We start from the raw sequence: 17,035 nt of genomic DNA on the forward strand, positions 1-17,035 counted from the left end.
AGGGGATGCCTAAGCTTAGGCATCCTCAATGCTTATCCCTCTAATTTTTGAATAAATTCACGCATAAGCCCTGGTAAATCTGGCCAAGCATGTCCGCTTACTAAATTTCCATCTGTGTGAAGATTGGCATCAATATAAGTGGCTCCTGCTATTTGGACTTCAGGCTTGCAGGCAATATAAGCTGTTAGTTCGCGTCCTTTTAGTATATCGGGGATGGTAGCAAAAATTTGCGCTGCGTGACAAACAGCGGCAATCGGTTTATTGGTTTCAAAGAAATGGCTAACAAGTGTTGGTACATGCTCATTTAAACGAATATATTCTGGCGCCCTACCACCTGGAATTATTAATCCATCAAATTGTGATGGATCAACATCTGCAAAAGAAGCATGTGCCTCTAAGCCATAGGCAGGACGTTCAATATACGTATCGACGCCCTCTACAAAGTCATGTAAGACAGTTTGTAATTTCTTTGCGGATGGTGCAGCGATTGTGACATCAAAACCTGCCTCAAGACAACGATAATAAGGATAAAAAATCTCTAAAGCTTCTACTGCATCTCCTGCTATTATTAAAATCTTTTTCCCCATGATTCCATCTCCTTTTCATTGTGAATCTCCTTGTTAATTCGACATATGCAAAAAATTTCCTGCAAGCATAGAGCGACCTTTTGCCAAATTAGTTACTTTACAAAGAAAAAAATGAAGCGTATAGTTTATTTAGCTAGGTAAATAATTTCGAGAGGTAGATCATATGAATCCAATATTCCATGCTTTATTCCAAAAAAGCCGGTATTTAACGAACTGCTTAAATGAAGTTTTGAAGCAGCATCATTTATATAGCTCTCAGTGGACCATTTTATATTGCTTACATAAAAACGGTCCTATGACCTTAACGCAAATATGGAAATATTTAAATGTAGAGGCACCAAGCATCACCAGAGCTATCACACGATTAGAAACTTTAGGCTGGGTGGAACGATTAGACGGGGAGGATAAGCGTGAAAAAATTGTAACCTTAACTGCACAGGCCAATGAGCGCTTACCAGCCATTACAGAAACGATTTTAGCGTTTGAGGAAGAAATGGTAGGATCACTTACGGCTGAGGAACAGCAGCAGTTTATGATATTACTGGAAAAAATGAAAGGTTGATTGACATGCAGCAAGAGGAAAATACACAAATATGGACAAAGCGGTTCATTAGTCTCTTTTTAACAAATATCTCAGTCTTTTTTGTTTTCTATGGGCTAGTAACGACTTTGCCGCTTTATGCCATCGGTGAACTACACCAAACGGATAAGGAAGCTGGCTTATTATTGTCAGGTTTTTTACTTTCAGCAATTATTGTCCGTCCATTTTCAGGTAAATTATTAGATGTGTTTGGAAAGAAAAAATTGCTAGTGCTATCCATAGCCGGCTATTTTATTTGTACGGTTTTATATTTATTCATACATCCATTTGGACTTTTACTTGGTCTTCGTTTTATTCAGGGGATTTTCTTTAGTATTATTACAACAGCCGCAGGATCATTAGCTGCAGATATTGTACCAGCTAAGCGAAAAGGGGCAGGCTTAGGGTATTTCACGATGTCTACCAATCTAGCTGTTGTCATTGGGCCATTTATCGGTCTCTTATTAATTCAATATAGCACTTTTAACGTGTTATTTATTATCATGAGTATTTGTATACTAGCTGGGGGCATTTTAGCATTGACGGTTAATACCGACGATTTACCGCAGCCAACACATAAAGGGAAATTAACGTTCACCTTCCATGATTTATTTGAACGTAAGGCATTGCCCGTTGCAGCCATCGCTAGTTTAGTAGCTTTTTCCTATGCAAGTGTTTTATCATTTTTATCGGTTTATGCACAGCAGAAAGATTTAATGGCGGTTGCCAGTCTTTTTTATGCCGTGTTTGCAGCAGCTATGTTAATTACACGTCCATATACAGGTAAACTGTATGATACAAAGGGGCCTCAATTTGTCATACTTCCTGGTATTATTTCTTTTGCTATCGGACTTATCATGCTAGCCTTCGTTGAGGGACCTATCTTATTTTTGAGTGCAGCTATTTTTGTAGGCTTTGGCTACGGAGCGGTAACAACTAGCTTACAAGCTTTAGCCGTTCAATCAACAGCCATCCAACGAAGCGGGTACGCAACAGCAACCTATTTCACGATGTTTGATCTTGGAATTGCCCTAGGTTCTTATATATTAGGAATGGTAGCCGTACAGGCAGGGTATGCTTCTGTTTACTTATCGGGAGCCGGATTATTAGGAGTGGTCTTTATCATTTATCTCCTACGTCTTGCCAAGATAAAGCCGAAAAAAGTAGTGAATATATAGTAAAACAGTTGGGATCACCCAACTGTTTTTTTGCTTTTATAAACGACCATAGCCAACGAAATGTTTTTTCCAATAGGCATTATTTATATTAGCAATAGTAACGCCTCCATTACTAGCATTGATCATTTGATTATTGCCAATATAGATGCCGGCATGAGAAATTCCTGCTTTATATGTATTAGCAAAAAACACGATATCTCCGACTTGAGGAGAACTTACTTTTTTAGCGGACTGATAAAATCCTGCTGCTGTTTTACGTGGTGTTGACTTACCAGCTTGATTAAAGACATAGGTGATATAGCCTGAGCAGTCAAAGCCTGTGCTCGGTTTTACCCCACCAAATGTATATTTGACACCTAATTGTTGCTTGGCGACCTGTAGTAATTTGGACGACGCGTTCGGTGTGGTAGATAGTTGTTGATTGATCGTTAATTTTTGTCCAACATAAATATTGGAAGACGATAAATGATTTAAGTTCATCAATGTTTGATAGGATACACCGTGCTGATTGGCAATCTTCCATAAAGAATCACCAGATTGAACGGTATAGGTCGCAGCTGATGCTGATTCTACTGTTGAAAAAAGTACGGATGTGCTTAATGCCAATGCCGCTAATTTCATGCCCCATCTATACTTTTTACTGCTCTTCATGCTTTCTTTCCTCCTATAATGTTAAAATTTAATACAAAAATGATTTTAACATCATATTATTACAGTTAGGTGTCAATAAAATAACAATGTTGAGACTTTTTAGAATGGGATGAACATGGTTTTTTTCTGATGATTTAGGGCTATATGGAGGTAAACGATAACCTGCTGAAGTTTGATCTAATTGGAGAACAAAAGGTTTAAATACGAAGGGAGAAAACCAAATTACCAGATACTCAAATGAGTACCTGGTTTCATTTTATTCTAATCCTAATTGAGTTTTATTCATTAATTTACCACCTTGGAACATTAACGAGGCATTGGCACCTAAGGATTTACCATTATAAGTATACATAACGATATCCCCTGATTCAGAAAGAACCGCACCTTCGCCACCAAGGATATCGAATACTTGTTCTTTTGTCATTCCATTTTCTAACTTATTAAATTGCTCAAGAGTAATTTCAATATCAGACGTTTCAACACCGAATTGTGCTTTATTGATTAACTTACCACCTTGGAACATCATTGTAGACGATGACATGACTCCATCTGTTTCAAATTCGTACATAACAGTGTGGTGAGGTTCACCAGCTGAGCCTGTTTCGGACATAATATTGCCCTCGGCACCAACAATTTTTACAACTTCTTCGTATGTCATACCATCTTTAATTTGTTTGAATTTTTCTTCTGTCAATTTACCTTCTTCTTTTGCAGCTGGTGCGGATGCTTCTTGTTTAGAATCATTTGTTGATTCATCCTTTGTAGCGGTCTCTCCACATCCAGCTAAGCCAAGACTTAATAATAGTGCCGTGCTAAAAATGAGTTTTTTCTTCATAATGAATTCCCCTTTAATTAAAAGTATTATTAAATTGTATCAATAATGGAATGTATTGTCATTATGTAAAAAAACAACCTATTTTTATCAAGCATATCAGGACTAATTAATTTTTTCTTTAGGTACAATGGAGGTTTCAATTCCATTATTCCATGTTCTGAATAGCATGATGGCAAGACATAAAGCGATGATTACTGCACCCAATCCTACCCAATTCAAATTTAGGACGGAAGTATGGCTGATGACAAGCCCGCCTAATCCAGAGCCTAGCGCAAAACCAAATTGAATAAAGGACGTATTGATGCTTAAGGCCATGTCTGGATTTCGAGGAACCAAGGTGACCAAAAGCAACTGCTGAGCAGGGGAAATACTCCATGTTGCTAGCATGAATATCATGAGAACTAAGATCAACACAAAGAGATTGAAGCCCGCTAGCGTGAATAAAAGTAAGGTTACTCCCTGTAAGAACAGTCCGAAATAAATGGTGAATTTCGAACCTTTTGTATCTGCTAATTGTCCGCCCATTCTTGATCCCATGAAGCTACAAATTCCTGCTAGAAATAGAATGCCACTAATTTCAGTTATGGAAAGGGTGGATATGGCTTGCAAGAAGGGTGTAATATACGTGAATAGAGTAGCGTATCCACCGATATAAAATAAAGTAATAGCCAGGGCAGTGAGAATTTTTGAATCTTTTAAAATAGAGAGCTGCATTCTAAGGGTAACAGTTTCTTCTTCTTTGATTGCTGGAACCCTTTTATAAACGGTTAGCAATGGGAGAATCGTTAATAAACCGATCAAAATAAATAAAACTCTCCATCCAAACATCTCACTAAAAAAGGTACCGATCGGAACACCAAGCACGAGTGAGCTACTTAGACCCATCAAAATAATACCGATTGCACGGCCTCTTTTTTCTTTTTCAACTAGTCGTGTAGCTACTGCCATGGCTACCACTGTAGCAATTCCTCCGCTAACCCCTTGTAGAATTCGTATCCACAGAGCTGCTTCATAAGCAGGACTTATAAACATTAGTACGTTGCTGACAATAAACACACCTATAGTATTAATGAGTAACTTTTTACGGTCCATATTGATCGTGAGAGCGATTAGAATGGGCGCGATAATGGCCGCAGCGAGGGCAAATACAGTCACCAATAACCCAGCTTCCGAAACGGTTACTCCAAAGTCCACGGCAATCATTTCAATTACTCCTGTAATAATGTACTCAACAGTTCCGATAAGGAAAACAATAAATGCTAAAATATAGATGATCATATTATTTTTCAACACAACTCCCTCCGTCTTTTTAATTTCTCTCTAGAATGAGAATTTGTATTTCCATTAATTGTGCATCCTGTGACGTAGATAACGGTAAATATATTTCCCTACCAGGTTCGTTTTCTTTAATCTGATAGTTGTTTTTTTCAATCCATTTAGCTAAATCTACACAGGCTGTACTAGCAAAATGAGAATCCGAGCGAAAGGTCATGGTTGCCATCATCGGCTCAGGGGGAAGTATTCGTAATTGAAATGTATCTGGATACGTTGGAAGCTCCCGGCTTAAAAAATAACCGACTTCAAATTCGAACTCATCTTCTTGGTCCTCTATTTCTTTCCATAAAACGACCTGAGGACTTTGAGTCAATTGGCGAGTTTCCTTGAGTAATATGTGATTAAATGTCCGAAATAGATCCGGAATGTCTTCTTCTCTTCCGTGCGCCTTCAAAGAAAGGAACTGCTGGGCATCTTCAGCTTTGATCCTGATTTCTTGTAGGGTTTCTACTTGTCCCTCACTTTCTAAAAGCTGCATACGTTCCTCAATCCGAGCAAGCTTGGCTTGTTCCATATCGATAATGCGTTGGATTTCATTTTTTTTTAGCTTAAACATCCCTTGAATATCCTTGAATGTAATATCCTCATGGAGCAAATGAATGATTTGTGGTAAAGTGAATCCTAATTCCTTATAAATAAAAATTCGATTGATTTCAAGTAGCTGGTCTGCCGAATAGTAACGATAGCCAGTTTCGTGATCTACCTTTCTGGGCTTTAATAGGCCGATTTGATCATAGTAGCGCAATGTTTTTAAGGATACTTTGCTTAGCCTAGAAAACACACTAATTTTAAACAATATATCACCTCCAATCTCTATCATAATGGAAGTATATAGTTTCCCGTGCGGGGGAAAGTCAAGAGCAAAATAATTTTTATTCAAGCAGGAACATTTTTAGGTTTTGATCTATAAATTCAGAATCTGGCTTATGCTGTCCAATCCCGGCACAATGTCCCCATTTCGATTCGATAGGGAGGAAGCGGGCATTTGGCATATGTAGTGCATCATAGTTATTATCCTCTGGAGGAAAGAAAAGATCTGTACTTCCTGGCATGACCAATGCACGAGCTGTAATCTTGCTTAATGCCAGCTCGAAATCGCCATCATACAACGCATTGGCACTAATATTCCCCGTAATGCCAGTACGTAGCATGGAGATTAGATCATTGGCATCAAAGCTTAAAAACACTTGATCCCAGTAATCTACGAGATATTCCTCCAGCGTTTCATAGCCTTCTTGCTGATAGAGCTGTTCTAAATAATAAGCCTGTGAGAAGCCCCAAGCTGCATAGACGCGTCCCATGGCAGCCAATCCCACTTTAGGTTGCTCGGTGTAAAAGCCATTTTTCCAGCTAGAATCAGCTTGAAGGGCAGCAATCATTCCTTCAAATACAATCCTGGCATGGGGTCTGGTCATGGCAGTTCCTCCGAATGGAGCGATTCGTTCGACCATATCAGGGTAACTTGCTCCCCATTGAAAGGTTTGTACAGCCCCTAACGACCAACCAACGACGAGCGCTATTTTGGTAATACCAAAATTTTGAGTAACCAATTGATGCTGTAGTCGCACATTATCATAAATTGAAATGAGGGGAAAATTTGCTTGATCATAGGGCGCTGGTGTATTGCTTGGAGAAGAGGATAATCCATTGCCAAGCATATTTGGTATGATGATAAAATACTTTTCTGGGTCTAGTGCCTTACCAGTTCCGATTAACCATTCATTATCAGTATGCAAGCCTGCAAACCATGTGGGATAAACAATGACATTATTCTTTTCTGCATTGAGTGTCCCGTATGTTTTATAGGCGAGAACTGCATTTGGCAGTATGTCACCTGATTGTAGTTGAATGTCTCCCAGTTCATAAAGTTCATAATCTCTCATGTGAAAAACTCCTTTTCGTAATTAAAGATGGATTAAATGGCCTTTCTTGTCATTACTCTACGAGAATGCTATTGTGAAGTCAAAGAAACGTTTTTGAATAAAACATTCATTTTTTTTGAATTACGGGGTGAAATAAACATGGAATTACGTCAATTAAAAACCTTTTATACACTTGCTTCGACCCTCAGTTTTAGCCGTACTGCAGAAGTGCAAAACTATGTTCCATCAACGGTTACGATGCAAATGAAGGCATTGGAAGAAGAACTCGGTGTTAAGCTGGTGGATAGATTAGGAAAAAAAGTAATTCTGACCGATGCGGGTAGACGTTTTCTAGATTATGTAGTCAATATATTGGGTGAAATTGAAGAAGCGGAGCATGCCGTTAAACAATCTGGAGAAATGACGGGGACGTTGGTCATTAGTGCAGATGAAACGTTGTGTACGTATCGCTTGCCTGCTGTACTGCGTCTGTTTCGCTTACGATATCCAGGAATTCGGCTCATTTTTAAGCCGCTGTCTCATTCGAACTTGAAACAGAGTTTGCGAGAAGGGGACGCGGACATTATTTTTATGCTAGATGAGGACAAAAGCGAGATGGGATTTTGCGGAGAAAAAATGCAGGATGAGCCCTTTTATATTTTGGTAGCTCCCGATCATCCATTAGCTTCACGTACTAAATTGGATATTGAAGATTTTAATGGGGAGACCTTTTTGCTGACGGAAAAGGGGTGTTCCTATCGTACATTTTTTGAACGGAGTCTTTCACAAAAGGGCATGGGAGGAATTACCGAATTGGAATTTAACAGTGCAGAGGCGATAAAACAATGTGCGAAAATAGGAATGGGCATCGCCATACTGCCTGAAATGGCTGTGACAGCAGAATTGAGTAGGGGGGAACTGGTCTCGTTGCCATGGGATATGACAGCCACATCGTTTGCCACCCAAATGTTTTGGCATGAAGAAAAGTGGATTTCGCCTGCCATCCATGCTTTTTTAAACTTGGCACGAGACAGCTTTGTGAATAATAAATAAAAAAAGAGAGCAGTTACGTCTGCTCTCCTTTTAGTTTAGGTTCTTTTGTAAAAAAGCCTTTGTCCGTTCGTTTTGTGGGTTCGTAAAGAAGTTTTCCGGGTGGTCGGATTCGATAATTTGTCCATCATCCATAAAGACAACCTTATTGGCTACTTCTCGCGCAAAACCCATTTCATGTGTAACGACAATCATAGTCATATGGTCTTCAGCTAAGCTTTTCATGACCTTTAATACTTCTCCTGTCAGCTCTGGATCTAAGGCAGACGTTGGCTCGTCAAATAATAAAATTTGAGGGTTCATCATTAAAGCACGGGCAATTGCAACTCGTTGCTTTTGTCCACCGGATAGATTAGCTGGATAGGCGTTTGCCTTCTCGGAAAGTCCAATTTTTTTCAATAAATCTAGACAACGGCTCGAAATGGCTTCAGCTGATTCTTGTTTTAATAAGCGAGGGGCCATTTCAAGGTTTTGCTGCACGGTTAAGTGGGGGAATAGGTTAAAATGTTGAAAAACCATCCCCATTTTAGCTGTCAGGTTTTTGATTTCCTGAGGCTTGGCATAAACGCCGTCCTCCACAAGATAATCACCATCTACTAAAATGCTACCACCATCTATTTCTTCTAAATGAATTAAGCTTCGAAGCATTGTACTTTTACCAGATCCAGAGGGACCGATCACCGCAATGACATCGTTCTTTTCCACTGAAAATGAAATTTGTTTAAGAACCTCCACTTGATTGAAGGATTTCTTTAAGTTTGTTACTGCCATCAATGCCATATAGATCACCTCTATTCAAATTTAAAACGTTTTTCTAGCCATTTAAAGAATACGGTCAAGATCAGCGTCATGATTAAATAAATAGCACCAGCAATAAAGAAAGGTACAATCGTAAAGTCACGATTGACGGCTGTTTGTGCAAAATGTAGTAATTCTGGAACAGCTACAGCATAGAGCAGGGCTGTGTCCTTAATTAGCGTAACCGATTCATTCGATAAGGCTGGTAATGCTACGCGAAACATTTGTGGCAAAATGACACGTGTTGTTGTTTGCCATTTTGATAAACCGAGTACTTGTGCTGCCTCATATTGTCCTTTATCGATGGCGAGTAAACCACCACGAAAAATTTCAGCAAAGTAGGCAGCATAATTTAAAATAAAGCCAAGACATGCGGCTACAAAACGATCCAATACTAAATATTCACCGATTACTGGCAGCATAGGTAGACCAAAGCAAATTAATAATAATTGTAGTAATAGTGGCGTACCACGCATGATATAAATATACGTATGTGCAAGCCAAGAAAGTGGTTTAATACGACTTTTCACTGCGAGTGTTAGTAAAAAGCCAAATGGAATCGATATAAGAATGGCGATGAAAAACAGTATAACTGTCATTTTCGCGCCTTCTAGCATCGGCCATATCATAGTTTGCCAGTAATCTGCCATAGTGATGTCCCTCCAAAAAGAGTAAGAGTTTCGCAGAGGAAACTCTTACAATAAATATCCTGTCCTTATTTTAAAACTTTATCCTCACCGAACCATTTTGTTGAAATGTCAGCTGCTGTACCATCTTCATTCATTTTGTCTAATGCAGCTTGGAGTTTTTCCAATAATGCTTCGTTCCCTGGTTTTACACCAATACCGTATTGTTCGGGAGCAAGTGATTCCTCTAATAATTTAAATGTGTCAGGCTCTTGTGTCATGTAATATTCTGCTACAACAGCATCAATTACGACGGCATCAACACGACCTGTTTTTAAGTCTGATAAAGCTAAAACGTTATCCGAGAATTCTGTAATGGTTTTCACCTCTTTATGGATAGGGTTACCATTTAATGCATCTGCAGCGGAAGAAAGAGATTGAATGCCTACTTCTTTGCCCGCTAAATCATTTAATTTCACAATCTTAGAATCTGCTTTTGTCATAACCACTTGAGAGTTTTCAAGATAAGGCTTTGTAAATAATACTTTTTCTTTGCGCTCATCTGTAATGGTATAACCGTTCCAAATTAAATCAATACGTCCACTGAGTAATTCAGCCTCTTTCGTTTTCCAGTCGATTGGTTGGAATTCAGCTTCTACGCCCATATGCTCAGCTGCAGCACGTGCTAAATCAATATCGAATCCCACAATTTCATTTTTATCATCACGGAAGCCCATTGGTGCAAATTTATCGTCAATACCAATAATGATGGTTTCTTGATCAGCTGAAGATTGGTCTTTCTCTGCTGATTTTTCTTTTGATGTGCCACATGCTGCTAAAACAATTACAGCTGTTAGCATCATAACTAAAGTGATTATACGTTTCATCCTTAATTTCCCCCTATATAAATCTATCGCTTTCGTTTGCTAAACTACTAATGTGTTAAAGGATATCACCGAGGCTAATGGATGTCAATATCGTTTTGGATTAATCAGAAAATTTTATGCATTTTATAGCTAATTTAGGATGATCTTTGTAAGAAAATTGATTTCATAAAAATAATGGATTAGGGGAAATTAAGTATCTGAATAGAAGGTGAAAGAAAAGGGACTGTTATAGTTAACAGTCCTGTGGCATTGCATTGTTTAATGATTATTGTTTTGAATAGCTTTTCGTGCCAAGGCATCAGCAGCTTTGTTTTGAGAATCAGGCACCCATTTAATAAAAAATAAATCGAAGGTGTTGGCGAGCGATAATGCTTTTTCCAGAAAAGGTTTAAATTCCTCGTTTTTCACATATTCTTTTTCCATAGAAGCGACAACGATTTTAGAATCAGAGCGAACGGAAACAAGTGTAGAATTAAGCTTTTGTGCTTCCTCGAGTCCACGGACTAAAGCAGTAAATTCAGCAATGTGATTATTTGTTAGCCCGATATACTCACTAATTTGTATATGTTGACCCTCTCCTTTAATAAATATACCAATACCACTTGGACCAGGGTTTCCTGCACTAGCAGCATCTATATAAACCTCTAACATATCATCCCTACTTTACTATTTGACTTCCATATAATTGTACAACATGGGTACGCTGTAAAACACCTATGTGCTGGTCGTGATGTGCTTGAAAAAAATTGCTGAAGTGGATAAACAAAATAGTTGCTTGTTCAAAATGAACGCTTCATAATAGTAGGAAGTGAATTTTGGACGTGAAAGGAGCGAGAGTTCACATGGATAAAGTGACGGTTATGAAGGATATAGACGAACTGCATGATACGTATTGCGCAGATTGCTTAGTCATTCAGCAATTACGTAAAGAACGTGGTAAACCAGGAGCTCATCGCTTCTGTATTGAAGCTTGTTCAATTGGAGAAAAGCTACAGTTTTTAGGCGAAGAGCTTTTGAAAGTTTACAGTAAATAAATAGGCACCGTTTAGAAAAAGCTACATTTATCAGCAAATGCTAATAAATGTAGCTTCTTTTATAGGTTTATTTTGTTTCGACATAGCTATTTAAATCTTGGTAATACTTTGTAAGTGAAGAAGCGGAAATATCAAAAGTTGCGGCAATTTCTTTTACCGTCATAGAAAGAGATTCAAAGAGCTCTTTTTCCTGGCCATAACGAATTGCACCAGCAGCAATAGCCGCCTCTTTGCGCGCAGTAGGTTGTCCTTCTATTAAATAGTCCTCTAATAGCTCAAGTATTGGAGCTGTTTCACGATCATTTTGCTCCAAGAATTCTTTTACTTGTGTAAGGACTGTGCTTTCAAAATTAGTGAATTCTTCCCCTTTATAGCCGTTGGAGACAAGTAATTCCCAGAATGCAAGATGTTCTTCTTTTAAGAAAGCTCCAACCTTTTTCTCGGATGCTTCAAAGTTTTTCTTGAATTCTTCAAATACTTTTAAATGGTCCTCAGGGAAGAAAATCAATGTAGACACAGCTAAATAATGTGTCAATTTCTTCGTTCCATCCGGTAAAATAAAGGCAAAGACATGCATGCCTTCCGGAATTGGTTTATTATTTTCACGACGAATATAAAGCTCTTCATTTGTAAGTAAATGGCTAGCTTTAAAATATTTTTCCTCAACAACAGTTACCGTACCGATAAATAATGTAGGGTGAGACCAGTCTTCCAGTACTTTTACTGTTGAAGGTCTTACTGCTTTTTTCTTCGTTTTCTTTAAATAACTTTTCCAAATAGATGGCTCTTGATGGAAGAAAAAGTCGTCTAAAGCGATGGCTTCAATCAGCTCACGCTGTAGCACGCTCTCTAATTTAGGTTGCCATGTGCCTACATGCTCGATATAAGCACGAACATCTTTACGCTCAGGATACTCTAAGTAAAATGATTGTAGCACACGCTCTAATTCTTCGATTTGTACTGTTTCCACTGTTACTTGTTGTTTACCTTCACAACATTTTTTATATTTTTTGCCGCTACCGCATGGGCATGGATCATTACGTTTTACCATAATTAGAACACTTCCTTTGACAATTGTTAATCGTATATTGCTAAATAATTTGCGTACTATTAATAATAACGGTACTTTTGTATGAAGAAAAATGATTGTCTATTTTGAAATATCTAAAAAGTGTGGAGGGACGCCCTAATTCAAGTATATGTATGCACGTTTTCACTTAGAACTAAAAAAAGAAAACGATCTGTACTTTACAAGCACAGAACCGTTTTCTAGAACGTTTATGATTGTTGTACAGCCTCAATTTCTAGTGTAAGGCGCTCAAGCTCGTCTACTAAATGACCAATATAGGCAATCGTATCTCGAAGTGGTTGATCCGTTGTAATATCAACGCCTGCCATTTGTGCTAATTCCACAGGGGATTTTGTTCCACCAGCCTGTAGGACAGCTAACCATTCTTCAACAGCTGCATCACCTTCTTTTAAAATGCGCTGAGATACTTGTGTTGAAATAGTTAAGCCTGCACTATACGTGTATGGGTAAAGGCCCATATAATAATGAGGCTGACGCATCCACGTCAGTTCAGCACCTTCGGTAATATCTACTGCATCACCCCAGAATTCTTCTAGCACCGAACGTTTTAACTGGTTTAAAATATTCGCGTTGACAGATTCACCAGTGTCCACCAATTCATATACTTTCCGTTGGTACGCGGCTTCAAGTAAGTGTGTGACAAAGTTATGATAATACGTTTTAGAAACAATATTTGAAATCACCCAACGCTTAAAGCGCACATCTTCATTATGCGTTAATAAATAATTCGCTAGCAGCATTTCATTCATAGTAGATGGTGCTTCAATAAAGTATAGGGAAGGGCGACTGTTAAAATAGGATTGATGCGCATACGTATTCGCAAAATGTCCTGCATGACCAAGCTCATGAACGAGGGTAAAGACTTCATTCATACGTTCATTCCATGACATTAAAATATATGGGTGACTACCATAAGGACTTGAACAGAATGCCCCTGTGGATTTCCCTTTATTTGGTGCAAAGTCGATCCAACGTTCCTTGAAGGCTCTGTCCATTAGGTGATTGTAGTCTTCACCCATAACCGCTAATGATTTATCAACATATTCCTTCGCTTCGTCCATCGATAATTTTGGATCATAGGCAGAATCTAAAGCGATTTTCAAATCTGCAAATGTCATGTGCTCAATGCCATTCGCTTTTTGAATTAATTTTGCATATCGACGCATATGTGGGGCAAGCTCTTTTGAAATCAAATCGATTTGGCGATTATAAAGGGAGCGATCGACATCTTGATCGAATAGTAAATAATCAAAAATGGAATCAAAGCCTCGTAGATCCGCCATTGTTTTTTCTTGTTGAATATGTGTGTTGTAAACTTGTGCAGTTGTATGTTGATAATCACTCAACTTGCTTGAAAAAGCTTTAAAGGCAGCACGGCGAACTTCTGTATTGGCTTCAAACTCCCAATTATTTTCATAAAGGACAAAGCTTAACGGATGCTTTTCACCATCTGCTTCAAATTCACCAAAATTCATATCTACTAATTTCGTCGTATTATATGTTTCGTATGGCGCATCAAAAGTAGAACTAAAGGCAGCAAGCGTTTTTTCAACTTCTGGATGTAGCTGATGAGGTTTTCGTTTTAATAATTCCTCTAAATAATGTTTGTAAAGAGGGCTTAATGTTGCTGCTTCTTGTAGTATCTCTTCATCCAAAGCAAGTAATTCACTCCGTACGAATGATAAGGCACTGCTTATTTTACTGATAGCTGTACCAAATTTTGCAGCACGCATTTGGGCTACATCATCCGTTCGATCTACCTGTAGGTTTAAGCTCGCATACGTACCAATTGGAACAATACTTTTTTGCAAATTTTCGAAAGCCGTTAATACATCAATAACTTTTTGCGCATCTGTAATGGAGCCTTGATACGTTTGTTCAAAGCTAAGAGCTTCCTCTACAAGCTGTGCTAAAATAGGTTCAAAATCTGCATCATTTTTCAGTAAATCAGTTAAATCCCACGTTTCTTCTACTGCAACATCTTTTCGTAATGGTAAAACTTCCATTTATAAACACCCCTTTACATATAAGTGATTTCATTATAACGAAACTATTTCGGAAAGTGAAATAATTTAATAGAATAGTTGAAATATTCTTAAAGAAAACAGTCCTGTTTTTTAATCCAGTAAGTACGAGTATGTTTGAAATATTGCTAGACGGGAACAATATGTGTATAGCCAACATCATTTGTAACGCATACTAAAGGCTAGAACAATTGACACATTGGAGGAGAAGTAATTATGACACAAAACTTAAACAAACAATTAAATAAGCTAGTATCAACATGGTCAGTACTTTATACAAAGCTACACAATTATCATTGGTATGTCACAGGGCCCGCATTCTTTACACTGCATGCAAAATTTGAAGAATTGTATAATGAAACAACGTTGAATTTAGATGAAATTGCAGAACGTATTCTTTCGAAGGATGGCAAGCCTGTTGCGACTTTAAAAGAACATCTAGAGCTATCCTATGTAGAGGAAGCAACAGGAAATGAGTCGACGGAGGAAATGGTAGCAACGACGATTTCTGATTTCCAAAAGCTCATGAAAGCATTGAATTCCACAATGGAGCTAGCAGCAGAGGAAGGGGATGACCGTACAGAGGATTTACTGAATGCGATGTACCAATCCCTTGAAAAGCATACTTGGATGTTAAAAGCCTTCCTCGACAAATAAACGGTTTACAAGCATTCCCAGATAATTTGGGGATGCTTTTTTTTAGGTTTTTTATCTCTTTATGACAAAAAGAGTACTTGTATAAAAGCATAGTAACAATTATTACAGTTTGGTAACGAAGCGGCAAAAAGAGTTTGTTTCCCCATAGTCAGGGTAATTATTTAGTAAGCCATACAAATTAGGAGGAATTGAACATGAACATGATGAATGAACAAAATCCAAAAATTGAGGTGGCCCATACAAGGGACGAAATGCTTCATATTCTAGAAAATATGCGAACAGAAGGTTTCCATAAAGAGGATATCCATATTATTGCGAAAGACTCCCAGCAGTTGGAGGATGTGAAATGGGATGATGATGTCCACACACATGAGGCTGGTAACTGGGTGGACCAATTTAAATCTTGGTTTACAGGTGATTCCGCTGTAACAGAGGGCTTAAAACGCTTTAATCTTTCCGAAGGGCAAATCGCTTACTATGCTCATCTTGTAGAGCAGGGGAGTATCGTATTATTTGCAGAACGGGATGATGATTATGATACGCTACCATCACAACATCCGGAAACAGCTGCTGAGCAGGAAGAGCGTTTAAGACAAGAACGCCTGAATGAGGCTGAGCAACTTAGAAGATTTTTATAAAAGGAAAAAAGATTGATCATTGTGAATCACTCTGTTCAGACTGTAGACAAACTCAATGAATTTTGAGAGTTTGCCTACAGTCTTTTTTCTTTGACAATTGGACAATAAAATAAAGTAAAGATCGACACCGCCCGCAGAAAGCGTATACCAATAGTAGCTAGTGTATTACTAAAAATGGGTGATTGAAGGGATGACAACAGCCATCGAGAGTAAACTTCTCGATGGCTGTTACCCACAGTTTGAACAGAGTGATCATTGTGGATCACTCTTTAATGAATTACTTTTTCTGGTGCATCTTTTTTAATAAAGCGCAACACATGGAAATGCTCTAATTGAGCAAATAAATTACCAATCAAAATAAAGCTACCACCAATAACGAGTTTCACTGTCAATCCTTCACCAATGAACATCATCGCAAACATCGCTGCAAATATAGGTTCTAGGGAAAAAATTAGACCTGTATGTGTAGCAGAAGTATACTGTTGTGCAACAGTTTGACCAACGAAGCAAAACGCACTACAAATGATTCCAAGACCTAAAATAGCAATCCAGGATGTCGTATTATTTGGTAACGTAGGTGTTTCAAATAATAATGTTAAAATTAGCGCATAAATGCCAGCGAAACCTAATTGGTAAATACCGTATGAAATAGATTCCACATTCCGTGTAAATGAACTGTTTAAAAGTAAATAAATTGAATAGCATAGCGCAGCGATTGCTACTAATAAATCTCCTTTATGGAAGGAGAATGAACCTTGCGCCGTTAACACTGTTATACCAATCATCGTACAAATAATTGCAAAGCTGACGGCACTGGAAGGTAATTTTTTATCAATAAAGCTACTGAAAATCGGCACTAATACAACCGTTAGACTTAAAATAAAGCCTGCATTTGAAACTGAAGTGGACTGTAAGCCAAATAAGCTTAATGCGAACACAATGAATAATAAAAATCCTTGGATAGCTGCATATTTTAAAGTCTTACCATTTACCTTAATCATCCGTTTATAAAAAATAAGCCCTGCTACTAAAAATGCGATGATACAACGCAATGCCACCACATTATAAACAGCCAATGTTTCAAGCCCCATGACCATAAAGGTATAAGATAGTCCCCAAAACATTGTGACAATAACCATCAATACATTTGCTTTTCCTTGGATACTCATTATGTTCACCTACCATCTGTGTACTAAAACAGTT

19 protein-coding genes are annotated in these 17,035 nt (G+C 38.1%); 6 read left to right on the forward strand and 13 right to left on the reverse strand.

The annotated features are described in order from the left end of the window. Positions 1–32: 32 nt before the first annotated feature. A complete protein-coding gene (locus KVT27_RS05095) occupies positions 33–587 on the reverse strand; it encodes a DJ-1/PfpI family protein (protein WP_036146518.1) in 555 nt (184 codons plus the stop codon). A gap of 163 nt (positions 588–750) precedes the next feature. Between KVT27_RS05095 and KVT27_RS05100 the strand changes: the two genes are divergently transcribed. After that, a complete protein-coding gene (locus KVT27_RS05100) occupies positions 751–1,149 on the forward strand; it encodes a MarR family winged helix-turn-helix transcriptional regulator (RefSeq protein WP_008181866.1) in 399 nt (132 codons plus the stop codon). 5 nt (positions 1,150–1,154) lie between these two features. Beyond that, positions 1,155–2,345: an MFS transporter gene (locus KVT27_RS05105; RefSeq protein WP_036127806.1), complete on the forward strand. Its 1,191-nt coding sequence runs from the start codon at positions 1,155–1,157 to the stop codon at positions 2,343–2,345. A 36-nt stretch (positions 2,346–2,381) separates the two neighbouring features. Here the strand turns inward: KVT27_RS05105 and KVT27_RS05110 are convergent, their stop codons facing one another. The 5 genes from KVT27_RS05110 to KVT27_RS05130 all read right to left on the reverse strand — a co-directional run bounded on the left by KVT27_RS05110 (position 2,382) and on the right by KVT27_RS05130 (position 7,049). After that, positions 2,382–2,996 carry a C40 family peptidase gene (locus KVT27_RS05110; RefSeq protein WP_036124938.1) on the reverse strand — a complete coding sequence of 205 codons (615 nt, stop codon included), beginning with the start codon at positions 2,994–2,996 and terminating at the stop codon, positions 2,382–2,384. A 256-nt stretch (positions 2,997–3,252) separates the two neighbouring features. Further along, a complete protein-coding gene (locus KVT27_RS05115; protein ID WP_036124939.1) occupies positions 3,253–3,831 on the reverse strand; it encodes a DUF3862 domain-containing protein in 579 nt (192 codons plus the stop codon). 102 nt (positions 3,832–3,933) lie between these two features. Further along, positions 3,934–5,121, reverse strand: coding sequence for an MFS transporter (locus KVT27_RS05120; RefSeq protein WP_217580869.1), 1,188 nt, complete (start codon positions 5,119–5,121; stop codon positions 3,934–3,936). 19 nt (positions 5,122–5,140) lie between these two features. Beyond that, on the reverse strand, positions 5,141–5,962 hold the full coding sequence (locus KVT27_RS05125) for a MerR family transcriptional regulator (protein ID WP_217580871.1): 822 nt from the start codon (positions 5,960–5,962) through the stop codon (positions 5,141–5,143). 76 nt (positions 5,963–6,038) lie between these two features. Continuing rightward, the gene (locus KVT27_RS05130; RefSeq protein ID WP_217580873.1) at positions 6,039–7,049 is read right to left on the reverse strand and encodes an alpha/beta fold hydrolase; all 1,011 of its coding nucleotides are present in this window, start codon (positions 7,047–7,049) and stop codon (positions 6,039–6,041) included. A gap of 138 nt (positions 7,050–7,187) precedes the next feature. On the opposite strand from KVT27_RS05130, the gene KVT27_RS05135 reads away from it, so the two are divergent. Continuing rightward, on the forward strand, positions 7,188–8,081 hold the full coding sequence (locus KVT27_RS05135) for a LysR family transcriptional regulator (protein ID WP_217580875.1): 894 nt from the start codon (positions 7,188–7,190) through the stop codon (positions 8,079–8,081). A 30-nt stretch (positions 8,082–8,111) separates the two neighbouring features. Here KVT27_RS05135 and KVT27_RS05140 read toward each other — a convergent pair whose 3' ends face one another. From KVT27_RS05140 to KVT27_RS05155, 4 genes are all read right to left on the reverse strand, one after another. Continuing rightward, positions 8,112–8,858, reverse strand: coding sequence for an amino acid ABC transporter ATP-binding protein (locus KVT27_RS05140; RefSeq protein ID WP_036224829.1), 747 nt, complete (start codon positions 8,856–8,858; stop codon positions 8,112–8,114). Positions 8,859–8,869: 11 nt separating this feature from the next. Beyond that, positions 8,870–9,526: an amino acid ABC transporter permease gene (locus tag KVT27_RS05145; RefSeq protein WP_008181970.1), complete on the reverse strand. Its 657-nt coding sequence runs from the start codon at positions 9,524–9,526 to the stop codon at positions 8,870–8,872. Between the two features lie 65 nt (positions 9,527–9,591). Next, on the reverse strand, positions 9,592–10,389 hold the full coding sequence (locus tag KVT27_RS05150) for an amino acid ABC transporter substrate-binding protein (RefSeq protein ID WP_036146502.1): 798 nt from the start codon (positions 10,387–10,389) through the stop codon (positions 9,592–9,594). Positions 10,390–10,647: 258 nt separating this feature from the next. Next, positions 10,648–11,040 carry a ribonuclease HI family protein gene (locus KVT27_RS05155; RefSeq protein WP_025115054.1) on the reverse strand — a complete coding sequence of 131 codons (393 nt, stop codon included), beginning with the start codon at positions 11,038–11,040 and terminating at the stop codon, positions 10,648–10,650. 191 nt (positions 11,041–11,231) lie between these two features. Between KVT27_RS05155 and KVT27_RS05160 the strand changes: the two genes are divergently transcribed. Continuing rightward, positions 11,232–11,423, forward strand: coding sequence for a zinc-finger domain-containing protein (locus KVT27_RS05160; RefSeq protein WP_012293843.1), 192 nt, complete (start codon positions 11,232–11,234; stop codon positions 11,421–11,423). Positions 11,424–11,490: 67 nt separating this feature from the next. On the opposite strand, the gene KVT27_RS05165 is transcribed toward KVT27_RS05160, so the two are convergent. Together KVT27_RS05165 and pepF are read right to left on the reverse strand one after the other, a co-directional pair. Next, on the reverse strand, positions 11,491–12,474 hold the full coding sequence (locus tag KVT27_RS05165) for an SEC-C domain-containing protein (protein ID WP_036124948.1): 984 nt from the start codon (positions 12,472–12,474) through the stop codon (positions 11,491–11,493). Positions 12,475–12,701: 227 nt separating this feature from the next. Next, positions 12,702–14,519, reverse strand: a complete 1,818-nt coding sequence (gene pepF, locus KVT27_RS05170) for an oligoendopeptidase F (protein ID WP_036146499.1) — start codon at positions 14,517–14,519, stop codon at positions 12,702–12,704. Between the two features lie 234 nt (positions 14,520–14,753). Here pepF and KVT27_RS05175 point away from each other — a divergent pair, with 234 nt between their 5' ends. Next, positions 14,754–15,194: a Dps family protein gene (locus KVT27_RS05175; protein ID WP_008181825.1), complete on the forward strand. Its 441-nt coding sequence runs from the start codon at positions 14,754–14,756 to the stop codon at positions 15,192–15,194. Between the two features lie 194 nt (positions 15,195–15,388). Continuing rightward, a complete protein-coding gene (locus KVT27_RS05180; protein WP_254636048.1) occupies positions 15,389–15,832 on the forward strand; it encodes a general stress protein in 444 nt (147 codons plus the stop codon). A 269-nt stretch (positions 15,833–16,101) separates the two neighbouring features. Here KVT27_RS05180 and KVT27_RS05185 read toward each other — a convergent pair whose 3' ends face one another. Next, positions 16,102–17,001 (reverse strand): DMT family transporter, encoded by a 900-nt coding sequence (locus KVT27_RS05185; protein WP_217580877.1) that lies wholly within the window; start codon positions 16,999–17,001, stop codon positions 16,102–16,104. Between the last annotated feature and the right edge of the window lie 34 nt (positions 17,002–17,035).

This window comes from Lysinibacillus sp. GbtcB16 (genome assembly GCF_019091145.1).
Lineage (GTDB): Bacteria > Bacillota > Bacilli > Bacillales_A > Planococcaceae > Lysinibacillus > Lysinibacillus fusiformis.